This is a genomic window from Methylobacterium sp. E-016, assembly GCF_022829745.1.
GTDB lineage: Bacteria > Pseudomonadota > Alphaproteobacteria > Rhizobiales > Beijerinckiaceae > Methylobacterium.
The window spans coordinates 1-19,040 of sequence record NZ_JAKSYF010000138.1 but is presented as its reverse complement, the minus strand read 5'-3'; the positions used below and the strand labels follow the sequence as shown (position 1 = coordinate 19,040).

Annotated in this window: 24 protein-coding genes; 10 read left to right on the top strand and 14 right to left on the bottom strand. The window is 65.2% G+C overall.

Features of this window, described 5'->3' with window-relative positions:
- The first annotated feature begins 89 nt into the window (after positions 1-89).
- From MKK68_RS20020 to MKK68_RS20005, 4 genes are all read left to right on the top strand, one after another.
- Positions 90-1,163, top strand: a complete 1,074-nt coding sequence (locus tag MKK68_RS20020; RefSeq protein WP_244032582.1) for a head maturation protease, ClpP-related — start codon at positions 90-92, stop codon at positions 1,161-1,163.
- A 1-nt stretch (position 1,164) separates the two neighbouring features.
- Positions 1,165-1,356, top strand: a complete 192-nt coding sequence (locus MKK68_RS20015) for a hypothetical protein (RefSeq protein WP_244032581.1) — start codon at positions 1,165-1,167, stop codon at positions 1,354-1,356.
- Positions 1,357-1,375: 19 nt separating this feature from the next.
- Positions 1,376-1,747: a hypothetical protein gene (locus MKK68_RS20010; protein WP_244032578.1), complete on the top strand. Its 372-nt coding sequence runs from the start codon at positions 1,376-1,378 to the stop codon at positions 1,745-1,747.
- A gap of 85 nt (positions 1,748-1,832) precedes the next feature.
- Positions 1,833-5,324: a phage tail tape measure protein gene (locus tag MKK68_RS20005; RefSeq protein WP_244032577.1), complete on the top strand. Its 3,492-nt coding sequence runs from the start codon at positions 1,833-1,835 to the stop codon at positions 5,322-5,324.
- 62 nt (positions 5,325-5,386) lie between these two features.
- On the opposite strand, the gene MKK68_RS20000 is transcribed toward MKK68_RS20005, so the two are convergent.
- A complete protein-coding gene (locus MKK68_RS20000) occupies positions 5,387-5,794 on the bottom strand; it encodes a hypothetical protein (RefSeq protein ID WP_244032576.1) in 408 nt (135 codons plus the stop codon).
- A 59-nt stretch (positions 5,795-5,853) separates the two neighbouring features.
- Between MKK68_RS20000 and MKK68_RS19995 the strand changes: the two genes are divergently transcribed.
- The 4 genes from MKK68_RS19995 (at position 5,854) to MKK68_RS19980 (ending at position 7,436) form a co-directional block, all read left to right on the top strand.
- The gene (locus MKK68_RS19995; protein ID WP_244032575.1) at positions 5,854-6,072 is read left to right on the top strand and encodes a hypothetical protein; all 219 of its coding nucleotides are present in this window, start codon (positions 5,854-5,856) and stop codon (positions 6,070-6,072) included.
- Between the two features lie 133 nt (positions 6,073-6,205).
- Entirely contained in the window at positions 6,206-6,409 is a 204-nt protein-coding gene (locus MKK68_RS19990; protein ID WP_244032574.1) for a hypothetical protein, read from the top strand.
- Positions 6,410-6,553: 144 nt separating this feature from the next.
- Positions 6,554-6,955 carry an antitoxin Xre/MbcA/ParS toxin-binding domain-containing protein gene (locus MKK68_RS19985; RefSeq protein ID WP_244032572.1) on the top strand — a complete coding sequence of 134 codons (402 nt, stop codon included), beginning with the start codon at positions 6,554-6,556 and terminating at the stop codon, positions 6,953-6,955.
- On the top strand, positions 6,942-7,436 hold the full coding sequence (locus MKK68_RS19980; protein ID WP_244032571.1) for an RES family NAD+ phosphorylase: 495 nt from the start codon (positions 6,942-6,944) through the stop codon (positions 7,434-7,436). Before MKK68_RS19985 ends, MKK68_RS19980 begins: the two co-directional genes overlap by 14 nt.
- Before the next feature lie 101 nt (positions 7,437-7,537).
- On the opposite strand, the gene MKK68_RS19975 is transcribed toward MKK68_RS19980, so the two are convergent.
- The 6 genes from MKK68_RS19975 to MKK68_RS19950 all read right to left on the bottom strand — a co-directional run bounded on the left by MKK68_RS19975 (position 7,538) and on the right by MKK68_RS19950 (position 9,817).
- The gene (locus MKK68_RS19975; RefSeq protein ID WP_244032569.1) at positions 7,538-7,726 is read right to left on the bottom strand and encodes a hypothetical protein; all 189 of its coding nucleotides are present in this window, start codon (positions 7,724-7,726) and stop codon (positions 7,538-7,540) included.
- Positions 7,727-7,825: 99 nt separating this feature from the next.
- Positions 7,826-8,128 (bottom strand): hypothetical protein, encoded by a 303-nt coding sequence (locus tag MKK68_RS19970; protein ID WP_244032566.1) that lies wholly within the window; start codon positions 8,126-8,128, stop codon positions 7,826-7,828.
- 63 nt (positions 8,129-8,191) lie between these two features.
- Positions 8,192-8,449: a hypothetical protein gene (locus MKK68_RS19965; protein WP_244032564.1), complete on the bottom strand. Its 258-nt coding sequence runs from the start codon at positions 8,447-8,449 to the stop codon at positions 8,192-8,194.
- A 1-nt stretch (position 8,450) separates the two neighbouring features.
- Complete coding sequence (locus MKK68_RS19960; RefSeq protein ID WP_244032562.1) at positions 8,451-8,660, bottom strand: hypothetical protein; 210 nt, start codon at positions 8,658-8,660, stop codon at positions 8,451-8,453.
- A 66-nt stretch (positions 8,661-8,726) separates the two neighbouring features.
- A complete protein-coding gene (locus MKK68_RS19955) occupies positions 8,727-9,089 on the bottom strand; it encodes a hypothetical protein (RefSeq protein WP_244032560.1) in 363 nt (120 codons plus the stop codon).
- Between the two features lie 194 nt (positions 9,090-9,283).
- On the bottom strand, positions 9,284-9,817 hold the full coding sequence (locus tag MKK68_RS19950; RefSeq protein WP_244032559.1) for a hypothetical protein: 534 nt from the start codon (positions 9,815-9,817) through the stop codon (positions 9,284-9,286).
- Between the two features lie 227 nt (positions 9,818-10,044).
- Here MKK68_RS19950 and MKK68_RS19945 point away from each other — a divergent pair, with 227 nt between their 5' ends.
- Positions 10,045-10,575, top strand: coding sequence for a Panacea domain-containing protein (locus MKK68_RS19945; protein ID WP_244032558.1), 531 nt, complete (start codon positions 10,045-10,047; stop codon positions 10,573-10,575).
- A gap of 597 nt (positions 10,576-11,172) precedes the next feature.
- Here MKK68_RS19945 and MKK68_RS19940 read toward each other — a convergent pair.
- The 5 genes from MKK68_RS19940 to MKK68_RS19920 all read right to left on the bottom strand — a co-directional run bounded on the left by MKK68_RS19940 (position 11,173) and on the right by MKK68_RS19920 (position 12,996).
- Positions 11,173-11,421 carry a hypothetical protein gene (locus MKK68_RS19940; RefSeq protein WP_244032556.1) on the bottom strand — a complete coding sequence of 83 codons (249 nt, stop codon included), beginning with the start codon at positions 11,419-11,421 and terminating at the stop codon, positions 11,173-11,175.
- 39 nt (positions 11,422-11,460) lie between these two features.
- Positions 11,461-11,877, bottom strand: a complete 417-nt coding sequence (locus MKK68_RS19935) for a globin family protein (RefSeq protein ID WP_244032555.1) — start codon at positions 11,875-11,877, stop codon at positions 11,461-11,463.
- A gap of 90 nt (positions 11,878-11,967) precedes the next feature.
- The gene (locus MKK68_RS19930; RefSeq protein ID WP_244032552.1) at positions 11,968-12,228 is read right to left on the bottom strand and encodes a hypothetical protein; all 261 of its coding nucleotides are present in this window, start codon (positions 12,226-12,228) and stop codon (positions 11,968-11,970) included.
- Positions 12,225-12,524 (bottom strand): YARHG domain-containing protein, encoded by a 300-nt coding sequence (locus tag MKK68_RS19925; RefSeq protein ID WP_244032756.1) that lies wholly within the window; start codon positions 12,522-12,524, stop codon positions 12,225-12,227. The genes MKK68_RS19930 and MKK68_RS19925 overlap by 4 nt, the downstream gene beginning before the upstream one ends.
- 286 nt (positions 12,525-12,810) lie before the next feature.
- Positions 12,811-12,996: a ribbon-helix-helix domain-containing protein gene (locus MKK68_RS19920; protein WP_244032551.1), complete on the bottom strand. Its 186-nt coding sequence runs from the start codon at positions 12,994-12,996 to the stop codon at positions 12,811-12,813.
- A 257-nt stretch (positions 12,997-13,253) separates the two neighbouring features.
- Here MKK68_RS19920 and MKK68_RS19915 point away from each other — a divergent pair, with 257 nt between their 5' ends.
- Positions 13,254-13,514 (top strand): hypothetical protein, encoded by a 261-nt coding sequence (locus MKK68_RS19915; protein WP_244032550.1) that lies wholly within the window; start codon positions 13,254-13,256, stop codon positions 13,512-13,514.
- 1,280 nt (positions 13,515-14,794) lie between these two features.
- Here the strand turns inward: MKK68_RS19915 and mdoH are convergent.
- The gene (gene mdoH, locus MKK68_RS19910) at positions 14,795-16,966 is read right to left on the bottom strand and encodes a glucans biosynthesis glucosyltransferase MdoH (protein WP_244032549.1); all 2,172 of its coding nucleotides are present in this window, start codon (positions 16,964-16,966) and stop codon (positions 14,795-14,797) included.
- A gap of 86 nt (positions 16,967-17,052) precedes the next feature.
- Positions 17,053-18,564: a glucan biosynthesis protein gene (locus MKK68_RS19905; protein ID WP_409567279.1), complete on the bottom strand. Its 1,512-nt coding sequence runs from the start codon at positions 18,562-18,564 to the stop codon at positions 17,053-17,055.
- Positions 18,565-19,040 lie beyond the last annotated feature (476 nt).

Sequence of the window (19,040 nt, the reverse complement as noted above, 5' to 3'; positions counted from 1 at the left end):
GTTTCTCCACCGCTCGGCGAGGCGCCCATGATGGCCGTGTGGTGCGGAGCTTCATGGGTGCCACCTCTTCCACAACTGGACATTATCCGATGACTTCACCCCTGATCTGTGACGGCGCCTTGATCCTCTACGGGGATGTAGGCGTGGCGAACTGGGCCGATGTCGAGGGATTCACGTCGAACGATGTGGTGGCCGCCCTCGCGGAGCTAGGCTCTGGAGCTGACGTGGTGGTCCGCATCAATTCCGGTGGCGGCAACGCCTTCGAAGGTGCCGCCATCCACGCCATCCTCTCGGCGCACCTCGGCAAGATCACGACGGTGGTGGAAGGCATCGCGGCCTCTGCCGCCTCGATCATTGCCATGGCCGGCACGGAACGCATCATCGCGTCCGGCAGCATGATGATGGTCCACGACCCAGCCGGTCTAACGATCGGGTCCGCCGACGACCATGACGATACCGCGGCGATGCTGCGCAAGCTGGCCGGGTCGATGGCATCGATCTACGCCGCCGCCACCGGCCGACCAGCCCGCGATCATATGGCGGAGATGGCCGCAGAGACGTGGTTGAGCGCCATCGAAGCGGTCGCCGGCCGCTACGCGACCAGGATCGGCACGGCGCCGACCTCGGCTACTGCTTGCGCACCATTTCCATTCCGCGCCTACGCCAAGGCACCGCCCGACTTGGTGGCATTGGCGGATGCCAAGGGCTGGAGTAGCCGAGCCTTCACCGCCTCGCACGTCGCTGGTCGCACTCCCGCCCAGGGTGAGAGAGGCCGGCATCGCCCTGCGGTCGATCCCGAGCGGGAGATCCGTGAGACCTGTGCCATTGCCGGTAAGCCGGACCGAGCTGCCGCGTACATTGCTGCTGGCACACCGCCGGCCGAGGTGCTTCGCCAGCTTCTCGCTGAGACCGCGCCAACGACTGCCGTTCCGCCCGTCGATCTCGTCGCCGACATGAAGCGCCGCCACGGTGTTGCCGATGGCACGGATGCACCGAGCGCCGGCCTCGCCGCCTCGCGCGCCAGCATGGAGCGGACGCTGCGCAGCCAGGGTCTCGTCGCTGCCGGGGCACCGCCCCGCGGGGTCAATGTCCTCGCCGCCGGCAACACCAGCATGCAGCGTGAGCTGCAGCGTGCCGGCCTTGTCGCCCGGTCGAGGTCGTAACATGCTCAGCGACCCTGCCTGCTCCCATGCCGACCTGTTGCGGCAGCTCGCGAGCCGCCTCGAAGCCATTGGCGGTCCGGCGGCCCTGTTGGCCATCGAGACGCTGAACGACTCGACCCTCGCCCACATCGAGACCGTCGAGGCGACCATCGCCCTCGTTCTGGCGCTCGAAGCTACCCCGCCCGTCCACTGAGCCCGACCCGGAGCGCACGATGTCCACCCATACGATCAAGCTGGAGGCCGCCATCGCCGGCCACGAGGCGGCCCGCGAGCTCGTCTTCCGCGAGCCGAAGTGGTCCGAGTTCATGCGCCTCGGCCCCTGCTACCGCTGGGTCCCGCGCGGCGACGGCAACATGATCGCCGTGCCCGACAACGACGTGATCGAGCGGTACGCCGAGGCCTGCTTGGTCAAGCCGAACGACCCCCTGATGCTTTCGCAGCTCGGGCTCGCCGACGCGCATAAGGTCGTGGACCTGTTCGTGGGTTTTGGCCTTGCCGCGGAGGGGGTCGCCGCGGCATCGAGGACGTCGTCGTCGACCTCATCGAAATCTTCGAGTGGCGACCCTCAGACCTCGGCGAGCTGACCTGCCGCGAGTTGCTTTGGTACTACCGTGAGCGGGTGGCCAGAGCCGAGCAGCGCGAGAAAGAACGCAAGCGGAAGGCGCCTTGATGGCCAAGACACTCGAAGCTTGCCTCGTCATTACCGGCGAGGACCGAGCCAGCCAGATCATCGACAAGATCACGACCGCAACGAAGCGGTTCGCTCGCGATGCGGACATGTCCGCGGCGATGCGGAAGAACGCGGAGGCAGCGGCCAAGACCGAGCAGGCGTTCAACGCGGTGGCGAAGGCCATGGCCGGCCGAGAGGGGTTCGCCAAGGCTCAGTCCGATCTGAAGGCGGCCGAGGCCGGCCTGCGCCAGTACACCAAGGAGCTCGACGCCGCCCGGGTGGCGAAAACCGCCTTCGGCAACGTGAAGCCGGCCGCGGGCACCGATGAGGCTGCCCGGTATGCGGCGGCGGCGAAGGGCCTGCGCGAGGCGACCGTCGCCCAGCAGCGGGCCGAGCGCGAGGTGGTGAAGCTGACGAGCGCCGTCGGCGCGCAGGCCACGGCCATGAAGCAGGCCGACAGCGCGGCAGCGCATCTCGGCGCCGATCTGTCGAACCTGTCCGCGCATCAGCAGAAGCTTCGGTCGACCTTCGAGGCCACCACCTCGGCGATCGCGAAGCAGGCTGCTGCGGAGGAGCGTGCGAGCAAGGTCGCCGCCGCCCGGCAGGCGCGCGTGGATGCGGTGAGGGGCGCGGCCGGCATCATCGGCATCGGCGCCGTCCACAAGGCCGAGCACTTCGCAGGGCACGCCCTGCACACGTACCAGCACTTCGACAACGAGCGCCGCTTCGGCAAGGTCGTGATGGACCTCACCGACGAGCAGCAGAAGCCCCTGGTGGATCAGGCGATCCACATGGGTGCGATCTCCCGCTACAACGACGTCAAGGTGCTTCACGCGCAGCGCGAGCTGGCGGCCCGCGGCCTGAACCGAGATCAGGTCCTCGGCATGATCCCGCACGTGAAGGATCTCGGCCAGGCGCTCGACATCGACATCGGCGCTGCGGCCAAGCAGGTCGAGGCCGGCATCTTCGCGTTCAAGAAGGACATCTCGACCCTCGACGCGGCGACCAAGTCGGCTCAGCAGACCGCCGACGTGCAGGTGAAGGCGGCCAAGATCTCCGGCATGACGCCGGAGGACATCCAGCAGGCCTACAAGTACGGCGCCACCCCGGCCCGCCTCGCACACGTCAGCGAGGAGCGCATGCTCGCCTTCGCGGGCGTGCTGAAGAAGGCAACGATCGGCGGCGACGAGGCCGGCGTGGCGTTCCGCGCGCTCATGTCCATGTCGAACGCGCCGACCGCTGGCGCGAAGGTGGCGATGCGTGCGGCCGGCCTCGACTACAACAACTACCAGAAGAAGCCCGAGAAGCTGGCCGTTGATCCTTTCGTGAAGCAGGTCGCTGAGAGCTACGGCGTAAAGCTCGACGGCACGGTGCAAGCTGGCCTTCGGAAGATCTTCTCAAACAAGGCGATCATCGGGGACTCGACCAAGTTCACCCCGGCCGTGATGGAACTGCTCGGCGACAACCTGGGCGGCGACGACGCCAAGTCGAAGAAGAGCATCGCCGGTCTCGCGAACCGCTACCGCAACGCCTCGATGCAGGGGGTCGATTCCAACCGGCTGATCGACGACCTACTGCTGAAGCTTCGCGACAACCTCGCCTTTGCCAATGCGCTGTTCGGCTCGAAGCAAGGCGGCCGCATCGCGACGGCGCTGTCCGACCCCGAGACCTTCAAGAAGATGCAGCATCTGCTTGGGGCTGAGCACTCCGCTGGGTACGCCGCGAAGGTGTCGGAGGCGCGAATGGCCGGCTTCGATGGTGCGGTGCTTCGGTTCCAGGGCGCTGTGACCAACCTCGAAACCAAGCTTGGGCGGGCGTGGGACAACGACGGAAAGGGCGGCGCGCTCACCGATATCACCAGCAAGGCCGGTCAATTCATTCAGCACGTCGCCGAACTGGACAACCGGGTGGTGCAAGCCGGCACCGTGGCGGCGGGCATCGGAACCGTACTCGTCGGGCTCAAGAGCATCGGGCTCCTACAGAGCGGCTTCGGCATGAAACCCGCCGCCGCGGAGCTGATGACCGCCGCCAAGATGCTGCAGGGCGCTGCCGTGAAGAATGGTGGCGGCCTCGGCGGCCCATCGGACAGCGGCGGCGGCAAGGGCGGCAAGCTGAAGGGCGCTCTGAAGGCTGGCGTGGCTGTTGCCGGTGCGTTCGGCTTGGAGCCCTTGGCCGAGCTCGCGCAAGAGCACCACATCTTCGAGATGCCAGACGTGGCCAGGGACGGTTGGCTTCGCTCGGGGCTCGACTTCCTCGACCCGCGGTTCGGCAACGCCTTCCTCGGCGATCGGTCGAAGGCGATCCCGAGCATGGCGATCAAGCCGGGGGATGCGCCTTACACCCTCAACGGCTCCGGCCTGAGTGGTTTCGGTCTCAACGGCCCGATCAACCCCGAGGCGCCGAAGCCCGCACTGCCGCCCCGCGCGCATCCGAAGATGATCGACGCCGAAGCCACGGCTCGCGAGGCAACAGAGGCCGGGCAGAAAGCCGGCGAGGCGTTCGGCAAGGCGATCGTGAACGCGCCCCTGCCGCCGCCGAGCGCGGACACGTGGGACCCGTTGAAGACGGCGGCCGGTGAGGCGGGAACGCAGGCCGGCGACCGTGCCGGGCGTGGCATCGCCGAGGGTGTGCAGACGCAGGCGCCCGCCGTCGAGCAGCAAGGCCGCAGCATCATGCAGCGGCTTCAGGAGCTGTTCTCGGCCGGCATCTTCGTGCCGATCCACCTGAAGGGCGGCGAGGGCCTGGGCGGCGAGGGCGGAGGTGCGGGGGGCGGAGGCGGCGGCAGCGGGCCGGGCGGCCTGATTCATCGCGCGAGCTTCGGCGGCGGCGGTGAGGGCGGTACGTTCGGCGGCAGGGCCCTCCCGGTCGGCGAGGGCGCTGGGATCGGCCACACCGCCTCGAAGGCCGAGCGCGCCGCCTACACCCGGCAGGCGGCGATCGCTCGCGGTATGGACCCCGATGTCGCACTGCGGGTGACGCAGTCCGAAGGCTTCAACAACTACGTCGGCGACCAGGGCCGATCGTTCGGCGACTGGCAGCTGTTCACCGGCGGCGGTGTTGGCAATCGTGCGCTCGCCGCCGGTATCAACGTGCGCGACCCGTCGACATGGAAGAAGCAAACCGACTTCGCCCTTGATGTCGCCAAGAAGGAGGGGTGGAGCCAGTGGCACGGTGCGCGCCGAGTCGGCATCGGCGACTGGCAAGGCATCAACGCCAGGCGCCGTCCGAGCGTCCCCGAGATGCCGACCGTGCCCGACGCCCCGCCTGAATCTGCGGGTGCTGGCGGTCGAGGTATCGACAAACACGTGGACGCGTTCGGTCAGCACGTGGACCGGCTCGCCGGCATGGGCTTCCACGGCCAGATCGACCTGTCGGTGTCGGGTGGCGGCGGCCAGGTCCGCGCTACCAGCCTGCGCGTGAAGGGTCGCGGCGCCATGACGGCGGACATGGGCATCACCATGCCGGATCTCAAAGACAGCGATTGGGCCTAGGGAGAAGCAAGTATGCTTGAGGTCCCCGCACAGACCGAGGCTTCTCAGCGCCAGATGGGGCGTCAAGGACGATGCGGTTTGCTAAGGTCAATTTCAGCTGCGTAGATCACGATTACACTGCCATTGCTCCCAAAGCCGGTAGGTGTCAGCACCACGTCGAAAGTGCAGGCCGGGCGGGTCAGCGCTGACTGCCCTTTGCACAGGCCGACTAGCTTTTCGGCAATGGACTGCTCGGTGATAGCTCCGAGCACCGAAGCGTTCAGCTGCAACCGATCAGCGCCGCTTGCGGCCTCGCATAGAAATTTGGCACCGCCTGGGTCAACGCACCGGATACGGCGTACGACAACAATCTCACCCTTGTACTTCGCTGGGTTTGCGATGAGCTGACGCGGTGTAACAGCGGCGTCGTCGCGCCCGCTTGCGGCGCCTATGAGCGTGACGAGCACAAGGACGGCGAGGGCGGTACGCATTTCGGCAAGATACCCGCCAAGGTGCGGTTGTCGAGGCCATCACGTCACGAGGACATCGCATGGCGATGACAGATGCCGAACGGCAGGCACGATACCGTGCCAAGCTGCGAGAGCGGGCCGCAGCGCCAATTGAGGCGATGGGCGAGCGTGAGCGACAGGCCATCTTCGCGGACTGGATCGACCAGATGCAGCACGATAACGGCCCCGAAGCCATTGCCTCATCCGTGACGTTGCGGCACGACCGGCGCGCGCGGGAGAAGCCTTCTAAGATTGGCTGACGGGAATTTTCAATCGGGGCATTGAGGACGAGGTCGCTCAGGCTCGGAAAGAAGCGAGCCGGGGGCGGAAACAAAGACAGCGTGATCTGCTTCGTGACGTGACGTAGGCGAGGCGTGCGGGTAGACCGCCGCTATGGAAAAACTCGATGCCCTCCTAGACCGCCTGAAAGCTCGCCAGCGCGATCTCATTATGGAAGCCGCTCAGTACGAAATGATGCCAGCGGACAGCACGTTGAAGCGGATCGCGGAGCTAGAGAACGCGATCGCGGCGGTAGAGGCGGTGGCTGATGAGGAGCGCGGAAAGGGTAGGGCAGCGAGCGCTGGCCCGCGACGATGAGTACCTAGCGCCGTGGTCACATGAAAGCGTTAATCATTTATTAACGGTTGACGGGCAGGTCCTTACCTCTTCCGTAGGGATGCACCCGCGTGCAACGCTGTCGCATCTGCTATGTGCCTGCTCAACCAGGATCAGGTGACTATCATGGGTCAGACGGTTTTCAGCCAGCTCGCAGAGATTGCGGAGCAGACCGCGCGTAGATCTCCGACTCACTACTCGCTGCCGGCTCATACCCTCAAAGCTATCGAGCAGCATGGGGTGGGTGGTGATCTGATCGAGCGAATGTTTGGACCTCGAAACAAAATCACCAAACTAACAAATCGTAACGAGCCGCTGAGCGAGGACCAGACAGATAAGGCCATTCGTCTGTTGCGTATCATCAGTTTGGCAGAAAAGGTTTTCCGGAATCCAAGCAAAGCGATGATGTGGCTTAATCACGAACATCGCCAGTTCAAAGCCAAACCAATGGATTTATTGGTTCGCGAAAACGGAGCAAACCTCGTAGAAGAGATGCTGTTGCGGATTGAGTACGGTGTCTACGCTTGAGCCCGCGCCTAAGCACATATGGCGGCTGTCGAAATATGATGATTTGAGCGGGCGAGGTGGTCTTCGCGTAGATGGGCGTTGGCACACTCGTCCACAATCTATTGTCTACTGTGCTGAGCATCCGCACACCGCCTTTCTTGAGCTTGAGCGGCATACTGGCGGAGAGATGTTTTTCCCCGACGATTTGCTTGCACTCAAAATCGAAGTGCCAAATCATGCAAAAATGCAAGTCATTGCAGAAGCTGATCTAGACCCACTATGGTCGGATGAAGTTAGCGGCTATAGGGTTTGTCAGCCTATCGGAGACGATTGGTTGCGCTCCATTCGAACACCACTGCTTTGCGTCCCTTCCGTTGTCGAAGTTGGGCGGCGGAACATTTTGCTTAATCCCGCTCATCCAGACGCGACAGATTTCCGCTTAGCTGAGATCGTGCATCCCGCGACGGGTCAGCCATTTCCTGACTACATACGCAAACCTTGAAGCCATAGCTACTTGCCAACTCATCGCTTTCGAAAAATAGTTGCGCACCCTACTAGCAAGCACGCCGTCGTTCTCACCCTATATCGGCCTCTACTTACGCATTACCGTCGCACTAGACGAAGCGTGATTAAGGTCGCCATCAGGGCGGCGCCTGCCACGATGAAAATAGCGGCGGCCGGATTATGCGGGTGGATGAATTTCGCCTCGATCGTGAACGCCACACCGATGATGCAGCCGCAGGCAATGACCAGGGTGTCGCGCGTCTGGTCGTGCTGTTCGGGCTTGCGCATGGCCGCCTACCTCTGAGGTGTCGCCTCTCACCCTACGCGACAACGATGCCCCCCTGCTGCGTTGCCGGAGGGCAGGATGCTCGTATCACGGGACTGACATCAGGGCTGCACCGCCTCGATGTCGTCCTCGTAGATCGAGTCCGGCTGGCAGGCGTGCCATTGCCGCTTCTCGTCGGTCTGGCCCTTGCGCCCCCAGCAGTAGCCGGCCTGTGCCAGGCGGCCGCTCAGCCGGTCGCGGAGACGGCACTGCTCTCGCAGGACGTCGGCATCCCCGGAGCCCTCGCACGCCCGCGAGGCCTTCGCCTCCGCCGTCAGCAGCTCCGCCACGGTCGGCATCTGCTGCTGCGCGCTGGCACCTCCGACCGTGACGGCAAGAGCGAGGGCGGCAAGGGCTGTACGCATCCGGGAATGATACCGACCAGAGCGGCGGTGTCGAGACGGCTCACTCATGAGCTCGCGCGTGCCCTACACGACCGCGTTCGGATGCGGCGATGGGGTGCCGCAGTAGATCTTCGGCAGCAACGGGCAGCCATCGTGCTTGCGGTGGTGGGCGTACCGCCGCGTTTCAGTCCAGGTGAACGTGCCGGGCATCGTAAGGCGGCCATGGCATGCCGGGCACCGCTTCTCCGCCGCAACGAACTCGGTGGACGCCTCGGCAAGGCTGACCCTAAGCCACCGCCCATCGACCTTCACTTCACACTGGCTCGGGGCCGGCTCGGCCATGCTAGTCTCGACGCTTCCGGTATCGGTTGCCGGTGGCGTCGGTGAGAATGTTGGATGCCGTTGTGACCGGATGCGGCACCGAAACCGCCGTCTCGGCGATGGCTGCAACAGACTCGCTCCGCGTTGTCTGCTCCGACGCCACGGCGCTCAGCGCGGCTACGGTGATGGCCAGCCACAGGCCAGCTACAGCGAAAGTCGGAATCTTCGGCACGCACACCCTCGCGATTGATCGTGGAGCGCTGGTGATCGGTCAATGCGGCTGATCCGCGGCGGCCGATCAGTCCAAGAAGACGCGGACGCCCTCGGTGTTCAGGATGTTCCGCTGATCGGCGCACCAGCGCTCGGGACCGACGTCCGCGATCTCCTGCGCGAGTCGCTTGCCCTCGTCGTCGACGGCGGTCTGAGCCTGCTTGGGTCCGAGGCTCTGATCGAGGGTGGGGCGCACGATACGGGAGAGGCCGTCCGACACCGTATCGTCGATCGCGTAGAACTGTCGGCAGTGAAGGACGATGCCGGCCTGTGCACCGATGATGCGCACCAGCCCATCGATCTTCTCCGCTCGCCGTTCATCTCCACTCGGCTGAGCGAGACAGACGGTAGCCGTCAGGAACGTCGAGAGGGCGGCAATAGCGTGGCGCATCCGTCAAACCTAACCGATGGGATGTCGTTGTCGAGGCAAGATGGCGCTGCGCTAGTTTTCGCATGACCGCTAGCGACCATATCTGGATGGCGGTGCTCGGCGGGCTGACGGTTCAGACACAACTCTATCAGTGTGAGCCGCAGGATATGGCGTTCGACTACCCGGCCGACGCCGAGGGCTTCGAGCATCTCGGCTCAACGCGGGATACGGACTGTAATTCCGGAGCCGGGACCCGGCGGGACGCCGAGTGCGGTTTCGACGCCAGTGCTGGCGCGAACATCGATCAGGACGGTCTCAGGGTCGATTAGAAGGCCGATGAGCCGTTCCGACTCCGGCCGGGGCTGCATAACCGACTTGGCGCGATATACCTCCAGTCGGGCGATAGCGTTGGCCATAGCTCGACGGCAGAGGCCGCGGACGTAAAAGCGGTTGAACTCGCCTTCGGCCATAACCTCCGCTGCGTTGTGCGGCACCTTGGCTTGCGTGTAGCCACTTCGCGTCCGACGCATCGTAGTCGTGTTCAAAGACCGTGCGGCCCGTAGACGGCGCGCTAACGTGTCATCTGAGCCAGAACGGACAGCTTCCCGCAGGAAGTCGGACCAATCGCCTTGTGCCCGCTGCGTGAGATTGGGGCTGAGATAGATGACCTCGGCAGCGACATCCATCTCAATCTCTTCGAGCATGAAGGCGCGCGTCTCATTATCGAGGTTTTCGTAGCGCAGGCCCATGGCTTCCCCGAATCACTAACTAAGCCATAAGCGTGCCTTGAAATTGATAAGGTTTCCATCTTTGAGATTGACTTGAGGGGCCTAGCCTTGCGCTTTTTGACCGGCAACGATTCGAGGGGCTTAGTCCTCCATTCCAAGGCTGCGGCAACGAGAACGTTTGCAGAACGCTTGCAGGATCCTGTACCCTGCCCCAAGTGATTCGGGGTGAGACGTTCTATGGAATGCCAATGGACAAGTCGCTAGGGGCGGCCACGTCGGCCGCAGCCGCAGCAAATGAGTTTTTACAACTCGGCTGGGCTGAGCCGCATGTCCCCTCTATAACCCAGATGAAGTTACAGAAGCTTCTATTTTATGGCCACGCATGGCACTTGGCTGTGAATGAGTGCCCTCTGTTCAGCGAGGATTTCGAGGCTTGGCCTTGGGGTCCTGTGCAAAGAGATATTTATTTTCAGACAAAAGATTATGGAAAGAACCCTATCAGCTCGCTGCTTACTTCATTTAATTATTCAGACTCCTCAGGGTTTGACTTCAGAGTCTATGAACCAAAGATTGAAAATCAAGATCTTAAAAAATTCATTAATTCTGTCTGGGAAAGTCATAAAAGGTACACGGGGGTCCAGCTATCTAATTCGACGCATGCTCAGGGTGAGCCCTGGACAATAGTCAAAGATAAATTTGGTAGTCTCGACACAAAACCTACCATACCGAATGAGTTAATTTATAACGTATTCAGGAAAAAACTGAATGGCGGAGGTTAGGATACCTCCGCCATCTGGTGACTTGTCGCCATCGCCTGATAAGGCAACCCAAAAGGCCGATGACTTCACATCAGGCTCAGCAGAGAACCGTGTTTTATTTATAGATCTGAGATTTTTTCGCTACGGAACTAATGATAAAACTCATGCCGCAGCTATCGCGCTATCCCTAATAATACTTATTGTGATTGTATTCGTAATAATAGTTGGCTCTTTCTCCAGCAATCAATCTTGGCTCGAAAAGATATTTACGTGGCTTGGGTCTGCCTTTTTGTTCACAAGTGGTGTGGCCGTAGGGCGCGGAAGCACAGTGGCTAAGCAAAAAGACGACACAGGTTCGTCCGACTAACCCAGCAAGTAGCCTCAACAGGCACGACACAGGATGTGTGAAAGCGGCGTTCTTTGACCTGAGGTACTGGACGCCGTTGCTGACGCGGCGATGATCCTCCGCCTACCGCCCGACCTCCCACACCGGCACGCCTCCCCGGCCAGTCCCGCCGATAGGTCTGGTTCCGTAGCGGATCCAGGTGTCGCCGATCGCCCTGATGCGAGACCTGCACGCTCTGCGACGCTGCTGCTTCGCCAAACACTGCGATCGGCTTACCGACGCGATAACCGAAGCGTGACGGCGGTCGCGATCAAGGCGGCGCCCAGCACGATCAGCATGGCCCCGATCGGATGCCCCGGCGAGATGAATTTCAGCTCGACAATAAAGGCCAAACCAATGATGCAGCCGCCAGTGAACGTCACGACCGCAGGCGGATTGCCGCCATCATCGCGCTTTCGCATTTTTGCTTGCCTATGAGGTGCCGCCTCAAATTCATGCGGCGCCGACGAAATCATCGCCATTAAGCCGGGCGCTCGGTACCCGCGCCTACCCAATTGGGGTTACCGCTGCAACTCAGCGGCTGCCGCTTTCATGGTATCGGCGACGATCCCATAAGTCTCAACCCAAGCCTCCCGCACCTCCGGCGTGAACTCAGGGCCAAGGCCTTGCTCCAGCGTCCAGAGAAGGGCCGCGCCAACCGGCTCGTAATGGGCCGCCTGAGTGCCAAAGGCCACGTGCTGGCGGCCGAGGCTCTGGAGCGCAGGCACAACCGTCTCAGGCTTATCGAGGTTCGCGACGGCCAAACCGAGCATGGCCATCAGCTTCTTCTTCTGCTCCTTCATGTCGTCGGGGAACATGGGCCGCACCTGTGGCGCAATCTCGAACAAGCGCCCGTAGAAGAGGTCGGCGGCCGCTTCAGCGATCGGCCGCACCTTCCCGAAGCTTTCCTGCACGAGCTTCACTTGATGCGGTGTCATAGTTACCTCTCGGGTTGCCTCGGCTAGGGGGCGCAATCCCTATTCGGCGTGTTGGTCAATTCGGAAGGTTCGATCGCCTTCGCGGGTTGATCATTGCTCCACCGGCTGCTCGACGAACGAACGGATGCCGCGCAGGGCGACCTCTTGTTCGAAAGCGTCATAGGCGTCCTGATCGTCCGCGAAAGTCCCATCCCAGGCGGTATGGCCGCCCTCGTGGTCGACGATCTCCAGGGTCCATTCATCGTCTGTGCCGGCGAACCGATAGATGTGAACCTCTACCGTGATGCCGTCGCGAGTGACGCTGCCACCGAGTGGCGAGTCCTCGATCTCGCGGTCAGGGATGCTGGTCATCGTGTGCAGCCCAGCTGCCGCTCCGTCCCTCGGATCTGAGCCACCTGCTCCCGCTGGCGTGTCGACAATGGCACGTCCGCCTCGTCGTCGAATTGGCAGCCAGCATTGCCAAACGCTTGAATGGCCTGCGGGGTACGGAAGCAGTAGCCCGCAGCCTTGAAGATCGCATTCCGCTCGGACCAAAGCTCTTCACACGATGAGGAGGCAGATCCACTCGGCCCAGGGCTGCCGCTTGTGGCCGTGCGGCAGCAGCCGACAAATCGGGCGCTGACCCACCCTGACTGTCCAGATGGCAGTCGGATGTTGACCCAGCCGCCTCGGCGGCCGATCTCGGTGAACAGGGTGTCGGGACCGAGCCTGGCGATACGGACGCCTTCGGTGCCGCTGGGAAGGCTGCGCAGCGCCAGGAAGTTGTCGCCGTAGGGGTCGAGGCCGACCGGGTAGCTGAAGGCCTCTTGCTGGACTTGCGCGGAAGCCGGCCAGCTCAAGACGGTGACGAGTGCCGCGATGGCGGCTAACCGACCGAGAGCAACACGTCTCATTCCCGATTGTCCTTCGTCTTCGGGGGGCCGGAGAAAACCATCAGTTCGCGCCTTCAGGATCTTCCCGGTGCCGCACATAGCCCTGGCCCGTGAGCCAGTCAGTCAGGGCGTGCCGGATCGCCTCCGGCCGTGAGGGCTTGGGCTCGGGTTGATCTGCAATCCAGGCGTCGAGGGGAGCGAGCAACGCGGGCGGCGCCCGCAGATTGATCGCGGTGCTGTTCACCACCGGCCTGCCGCGGCCTCGTTTATTGTTGGTGCCAGCTATTGACGACATGATTTGATGGTGCCATGAAATAGGACGGGCCGCAACGGTGCTGGACACACCGGAACGGCCCTGACCACAACCGTTGTCTGAGGACGATCATGGCTACTCACGCCCATAGCACACGCACGCCCTTATTACCCCAGGCTGGCGCTCAGTCGGCCTTATTACCGCGCGGGGCCGGCCGGCAGCTCGGCCCCGTCACGCTGGCCCTCCGCGCCATGCAGGCTTCCGATCCCGACCAAGCCACGGACGACGCCATCGAGGCCATCCGCCGGGGCTTAGATCGCCACTTCTCGGAGGCTGATCATCGGCTGCTTCAGGCATTTCGCCAGCATGTCGCCGACCGGATCGAGCGCGACCTTGCCTTGCTCGACGCCTTAGCCGGCGACGTCGACCTCGAGGACGCTGACGCCGAGATGACGGCGGCCGAATGGCCCGGCACCGGCGCGCACCGCTTCAACCATGGGGTAGCAGCATGATTGCCCCCTCCGATCGCCGCGGGTTCCTCCGCGGCCTCGTCTCGCTCCCGCTCATCGGCGGCGGCGTGACGCTTCTCGGGGCACCGTCTGCCGTTGCCGAGCCGATCACGGTCCGGTTGCTTCGCGAGTATCACGACTGGCTCATGTACGAGCGGCATGAGCTCGTGTTGGAGTTGAACCAAGGCGACGATCGCCGCTTCGGGCCAAACTCCTGCTTTGGCGCCGCACAGCGCTGGCATTGCGCTCGGGGACCGCTGGGGGCGGACTCGAATGGCCGTCGGATTGGAGATGGCGTGTCGTTCCCATCCGGACGCGCTGCCCTCGTCCTCAGCGCAGTGGGCTGCAACTGGCGGGAGGGCGCGGCATGCCTGTAAACTTGCACCCTCTCGTCGTCCGCAGCTCCCTACAGGCTGCCGTCGCTGCCCTGGTGCTGTCTCGCCTCGCCATGATCGCGGGACGGTTCGAGGATTGGCTATGGCGCCAAGCTGCGAACCGGATGCGGCACGCTCAGGCCCTCGCCGATCTGGCAGCGCCTCGCTGAACAAGCTCGGCTCTCACGCTACCAACCTATTTGCACGTCGCGCATGCAAACCTCGGGAGCATCCGCGCCCGTCTCCTTCGCGATCAGGGAAAACGCCAGAGACGGGCGCGGAAGTTCGGCGAACCACCGACAATCACGGCTACCAAGCGCAAGCGCGATATACAACCCCTGCGTGTAAGATCGATCGTCAGATTGAGCCTCGCGCAAGTGACTTTGGACCGATTAGTCCTGCCTCAGCACGTGCGCACAGCCCATGATCATGATCATCGCTCCGACGAGAACGATGAGTGCGAGTAGCGCCATCTCAAGCATGAGAGCAGTCCTGGGGAGAGCAAGCTGCTCCACTCCAGGCGCTCAGGATGAGCGTGGGAGGTCCGCGTTCAAAACGGATCACTGGCGATCATGCGCCTGATCTCGTCAAAGCCAAAACAGGCGCATCCGTTCGGAGGGGCGATGAGATGCTGCGGTCTTTCAGACCGTCCCGCGTCGGAGAACAGACCAGGGCCGCTTGCTACCGCTTTTGCTACCCAACTCATTGATACGAGCAGGGACAGGGAACGATGAGAGAACGCCCACAATCCGATTTCTGCAGTCAGAACAATACGTTGAATGACTGCCTGGGATTGGGCGGGATGGCCGGGAGCGAATTTCAAGACCGCTGCCTTAAACCACTCGGCCACCCTTCCGGCGGATCGGGTTGTAGCGGAGTTCGGGGCCGCCGGACATCGGGAAAATCGGGTCAGGGGGCGAGGCGCACGAGGCGGTCGAGCAGGGCGCGGTCGTGGAGAAGGGCCATGCGCTCCTTGGGGCTGAGCCAGGTGCGGGCCTCGTCGAGGGTCTCGGCCTCGACGACCTTGGCCTGAGCGAGGGTGTGGTCGACGTCGACCCGGCCGCGGGGGCGCGGCTCGGCGCTCGGCAGCATGCGGGTGTGGGCGTCCGCCAGGGCCGGGTCGGCGTGGAGCGACGCGAGCGCGTCGGCCTCGTCGAGGCCGCGGGCCTGGTTGCGGGCGGCGAGCGCGCCGGCGCGGGTGGCGATCGGCGGCGGGTCGCGCTCCTCCGGCGTCATCAGCAGGCCGCGCCGCTTCAGGGCGAGGCCGAGCGCCAGCTGCCCGCTCGCCCAGGAGATCGGGATCGCAAGGACGAGGCCGAGGATGGTCGGCGCCATCCAGAGGAACAGCGAGGTGGCGATGGCGAAGGCGGCGATCCCCGAGACCAGCCCCAGCACCGTGTGCCAGCGGTGGCGGCGGACGATGTCGCCGAGCGGGATCGAGCCGTCGTCGCGCCGTTGCGGGTTCCAGCCGGTGTCGCGCCCGGCGAGGATGCTGAACACCGAGCCCGACTGGATCACCATCGCGATCGGCGCGATCAGCGCCGAGAGCAGGATCTCGATGAGGCAGGACGCGACCAGCCGGCCCGCGCCGCCGCAGGCCCGACGCACCGGGCCGTCGATCAGCGCGAGGAGAAGACCCAAAAACTTCGGGGCCAGCAGGATGCCCATGGTCAGCCCGAAGAGCTGCAGCGCGCGCACCGGATCGAAGCGCGGGAAGACCGGGTAGAGGCCGAACTCGGTGGTGAAGTATTCGGGCTTCACGTAGGCCGTCTGCAGCACCAGCGCGATGCCGACCACGAGCTGGCACAGCCAGAACGGCGAGGCGGCGTAGCCGGCGATGCCGGTGGCGAAGTGCTGGCGCGAGGCCGCCTTCAGCCCCGCCGCCCCGATGATCCGCGCGTGCTGGAGGTTGCCCTGCGCCCAGCGCCGGTCGCGGACCGCCACGTCGATCAGCGAGGGCGGGCTCTCCTCGTAGGAGCCCGGCAGCGTCGGCAGCATGTACACCGCCCAGCCAGCGCGGCGGATCAGGGCGGCCTCCACGAAGTCGTGGCTGAGCACGTGCCCGCCGAAGGGCGGCGTCCCGGGAAGGTCCGGCAGGCCGCAGGCGGCGGCGAAGGCCTTCGTGCGGATGATCGCGTTGTGGCCCCAGTAGTTGCCGTCGCGGCCCGACCAGTGGCCGAGGCCGGTGGCGATCACCGGGCCGTAGATGCGGGCGGCGAACTGGGTCACCCGGGCGAACAGCGTGTTGCGGTTGATGATGAGCGGCAGCGTCTGGATGATGCCGGCATCCGCGTCCGCCTCCATCGCGCCGGCGAGCCGGACGACGCTGTCGCCGGTCATAAGGCTGTCGGCGTCGAGCACCAGCATGTGGTCGTAGGCCCCGCCCCAGCGGGTGACGAAGTCGCCGATGTTGCCGGCCTTGCGGTGATGGTTCCTCCGGCGGTGGCGGTAGTACAGGCGGGCGTCGGGGCCGAGCGCTTCGCGCAAGGCCAGGAAGGCGCGCTCCTCGGCGATCCAGGCGTCGGCTTGCGTCGAATCCGACAGCACGAACCAGTCGAAGGCCGTGCCGAGGCCGGTGGCGTCGACCGCCTCGCGCATCGCCTCGATCGCCGCGAAGGTGCGGGCCGTGCCCTCGTTGTAGACCGGCATCAGGATGGCGGTGCGGGTGGCGAGGGCCGCCGGCACCGGCGGCAGGCGCGGGCGGCGCAGCAGCACGGCGAAGCCGAGGATCGCGCTCGTGAAGGCCAGCGCGATCCACGAGAAGGTCAGGAGGAACAGCGCGACCAGCACGTACTGCAGCGCCGTCGGCGAGCCCGAGACCGACACGGTCTCGTACATCTGCCAGCCGCCATAGGCGGTGAGCGCGACCGCGCCGCCGAAGACGAGGAGGCGGGACGCGTGAGGACGGGCAGGGTGCCGCGACGGCGCATGCCCGAGCGCCGGGTCCCAGGCGGACAGGCTCTGCACCGGCATCGCCAGGGGCGATTCCGGCGGCAGGGCGTCGGGGAACGATCGCTCGCCCGGGTGGCCCGACGGGGCGTCGCGCCGTGCGGTCGCGGGGAGGGCGGCGAAATCGTCCATGCGCACGGCCTTTGATCCATCCTCGTCTTCGGAGTCTCGCGGGGCCGGCCGATGCGGTCCGCCGGTCCCTCGAACGCCGCTGCCTTCTACGGCGTCCAGCGATAGAGCCAGGTCTCGGTCACAGCCCGGCCGCCCCGCACCAGGGCGAGGCGCAGCTCGCTCGCGCGCTCGCTGCCGGGATCGAGCTCGAAGGCGACCCGGACGGTCCTGCGCTCCGGGTAGCTGAAAAACTGCTGGCGCGCGATGCTGCCCGGGGCCGCCGCCAGGGCGATGTCGAGGCCGCCCTCGGAGAACAGCCCGTCCCCGGTGAAGTCGACCAGGAACAGGCGGCGCGCGCCCGCGCTTCCGCGCCCGCTGCGGGTGCCGGTCACGGTGGCCAGTGGCGCGGCGGGCGGCTGCCAGCACCAGTGCTGGCGGTAGCGGAAGGTGGTCTCGGAGCCGGCGACGACGGGCTCCTTCGGCCGCCAGTAGGCCAGCACGTTCTCGTTGAATTCGGAATCGCTCGGGATCTCGATCAGCGTCACCGCGCCGCCCGCCCAGGCATCGGCCGGCTCCAGCCAGAGCGAGGGCCGCCACTCCCAGTGCTGCACGTCGTCCTCGAAGTCCTCGTAGGTCCGCGCCCGCTGCATCAGCCCGAAGCCCTTCGGGTTCTCGTCGACGAAGGACGAGATCTGCAGCGCGTCGGGGTTGTGGACCGGGCGCCAGATCGCCTCGCCGGCGCCGTTGCGGATCTGCAGGCCGGCGGCCGAGAAGGCGGCGGCGCGCGCGTCGTCGACGCGGCGGCGATCCTCGGAGCCGAACAGGTAGCTCGCCTGCATGCCGCCCAGGCCCAGGTGATCGATCGCCTTGCGGGCGAAGATCGTGGTCTCGACCTCGGTGGTCGAGGCCTCGGTGCCGGGCCGCAGCACCATCCGCAGGGCGCCGGAGGCGGAATCGGAATCGATCAGGGCGTGGAGCACGAGGGCGCCGTCGGCCGGGCGCTCGATGAACACCGCGCGGAAGATCGGGAACTCCTCGCCGCGGGCGTCGGCCGGGCGCAGCGTCAGCGCGCGGGCGTTGATGCCGAAGCCCTGGCCCTTGGCGACGAGGCGGAAGAACGAGGCGCCCTGGAACACCGCGAAGTCCGACAGGTCGGGGCCGTCGGGGAAGCGGGCGCGCAGGCGGAAGCCGGAGAAGCCCGGATCATCCGGGAATTCCGGCAGCGCGAAGCCGCCGGTGTCGAAGCTCGCCGGATCGTAGGCGATCGGCCGGATGCGGCCGTCCTCGACCAGGAACAGGGCGACGCGGCCGGTGAAGATCGCGCCGCGATGCAGCGGCTCGATCGTGAAGCCGAGATCGTCGCCGGCCCAGATCGCGGCGGCGGGCTTGGTGCGGATGGCGCCGTACTGCTCGCGGCTGAGCCCCTTGAGGCTAGCCGGGAGGTCGTCGGTGCGGGGGGCGGCGTAGGCGGCCTTGGCCAGCGCGCGGGCGAGGGCGGGCACGGTCGACGCGTCGAAGGGTGCGCCGGCGCCGGGCAGGGCGGGGGCGTCCTCCGCGGCGGCCGGAACGGGTCGGAACCCGGCGCCAGCCAGCACCGCAGCGACGGCCGACAGGCGCACGACGTCGCGGCGGGTACGGTCTCGCGAGACGGGGTCACGGATGGCGTCGGAGCGCGGATCGGTCGGCAGCGTCGTGCCCCTTCGTTCGGGTGGGTGGCGATAGGATCGGAAACAGCGAGACCTTGGAAACGGTTCGCAACAATCGGCCCCTCGTACCATCCCGGCACCTGAACCCTCGGTTAAGGTCGGCCGACGATGGCGAATTCCGTCCCCTGTGTGATCGAGGCCGCGCTTGCGGGCCGGACGATGCGCGCGGGACGCGCCGTTTTGCCGGACGGGCGCGATCGGCTAATCCGGTCCCCTCATCCCGTCGCCGCCGATCATGGCGGTCGGCACCAGCGAGCGTCCCCGGGAACCTGAACGCGATGACGACACCGGCCCCCGCGCAGCGAAGCCTCACCGCGATCGTGCTTGCCGCGGGCAAGGGCACGCGGATGCGCTCCGACCTGCCGAAGGTGCTCCATCGCCTGGCCGGG

Coding starts and splice junctions, on each gene's coding strand:
- mdoH (WP_244032549.1), bottom strand. CDS start 16,966: ATGGACGATTTCGCCGCCCTCCCCGCGACCGCACGGCGCGACGCCCCG.
- MKK68_RS19995 (WP_244032575.1), top strand. CDS start 5,854: ATGGCGATGACAGATGCCGAACGGCAGGCACGATACCGTGCCAAGCTG.
- MKK68_RS19940 (WP_244032556.1), bottom strand. CDS start 11,421: ATGGCGATGATTTCGTCGGCGCCGCATGAATTTGAGGCGGCACCTCAT.
- MKK68_RS19935 (WP_244032555.1), bottom strand. CDS start 11,877: ATGACACCGCATCAAGTGAAGCTCGTGCAGGAAAGCTTCGGGAAGGTG.
- MKK68_RS19975 (WP_244032569.1), bottom strand. CDS start 7,726: ATGCGCAAGCCCGAACAGCACGACCAGACGCGCGACACCCTGGTCATT.
- MKK68_RS20000 (WP_244032576.1), bottom strand. CDS start 5,794: ATGCGTACCGCCCTCGCCGTCCTTGTGCTCGTCACGCTCATAGGCGCC.
- MKK68_RS19915 (WP_244032550.1), top strand. CDS start 13,254: ATGCAGGCTTCCGATCCCGACCAAGCCACGGACGACGCCATCGAGGCC.
- MKK68_RS19965 (WP_244032564.1), bottom strand. CDS start 8,449: ATGGCCGAGCCGGCCCCGAGCCAGTGTGAAGTGAAGGTCGATGGGCGG.
- MKK68_RS20020 (WP_244032582.1), top strand. CDS start 90: ATGACTTCACCCCTGATCTGTGACGGCGCCTTGATCCTCTACGGGGAT.
- MKK68_RS20005 (WP_244032577.1), top strand. CDS start 1,833: ATGGCCAAGACACTCGAAGCTTGCCTCGTCATTACCGGCGAGGACCGA.
- MKK68_RS19970 (WP_244032566.1), bottom strand. CDS start 8,128: ATGCGTACAGCCCTTGCCGCCCTCGCTCTTGCCGTCACGGTCGGAGGT.
- MKK68_RS19945 (WP_244032558.1), top strand. CDS start 10,045: ATGGACAAGTCGCTAGGGGCGGCCACGTCGGCCGCAGCCGCAGCAAAT.
- MKK68_RS19950 (WP_244032559.1), bottom strand. CDS start 9,817: ATGGGCCTGCGCTACGAAAACCTCGATAATGAGACGCGCGCCTTCATG.
- MKK68_RS19955 (WP_244032560.1), bottom strand. CDS start 9,089: ATGCGCCACGCTATTGCCGCCCTCTCGACGTTCCTGACGGCTACCGTC.
- MKK68_RS19985 (WP_244032572.1), top strand. CDS start 6,554: ATGGGTCAGACGGTTTTCAGCCAGCTCGCAGAGATTGCGGAGCAGACC.
- MKK68_RS19990 (WP_244032574.1), top strand. CDS start 6,206: ATGGAAAAACTCGATGCCCTCCTAGACCGCCTGAAAGCTCGCCAGCGC.
- MKK68_RS19930 (WP_244032552.1), bottom strand. CDS start 12,228: ATGACCAGCATCCCTGACCGCGAGATCGAGGACTCGCCACTCGGTGGC.
- MKK68_RS20010 (WP_244032578.1), top strand. CDS start 1,376: ATGTCCACCCATACGATCAAGCTGGAGGCCGCCATCGCCGGCCACGAG.
- MKK68_RS20015 (WP_244032581.1), top strand. CDS start 1,165: ATGCTCAGCGACCCTGCCTGCTCCCATGCCGACCTGTTGCGGCAGCTC.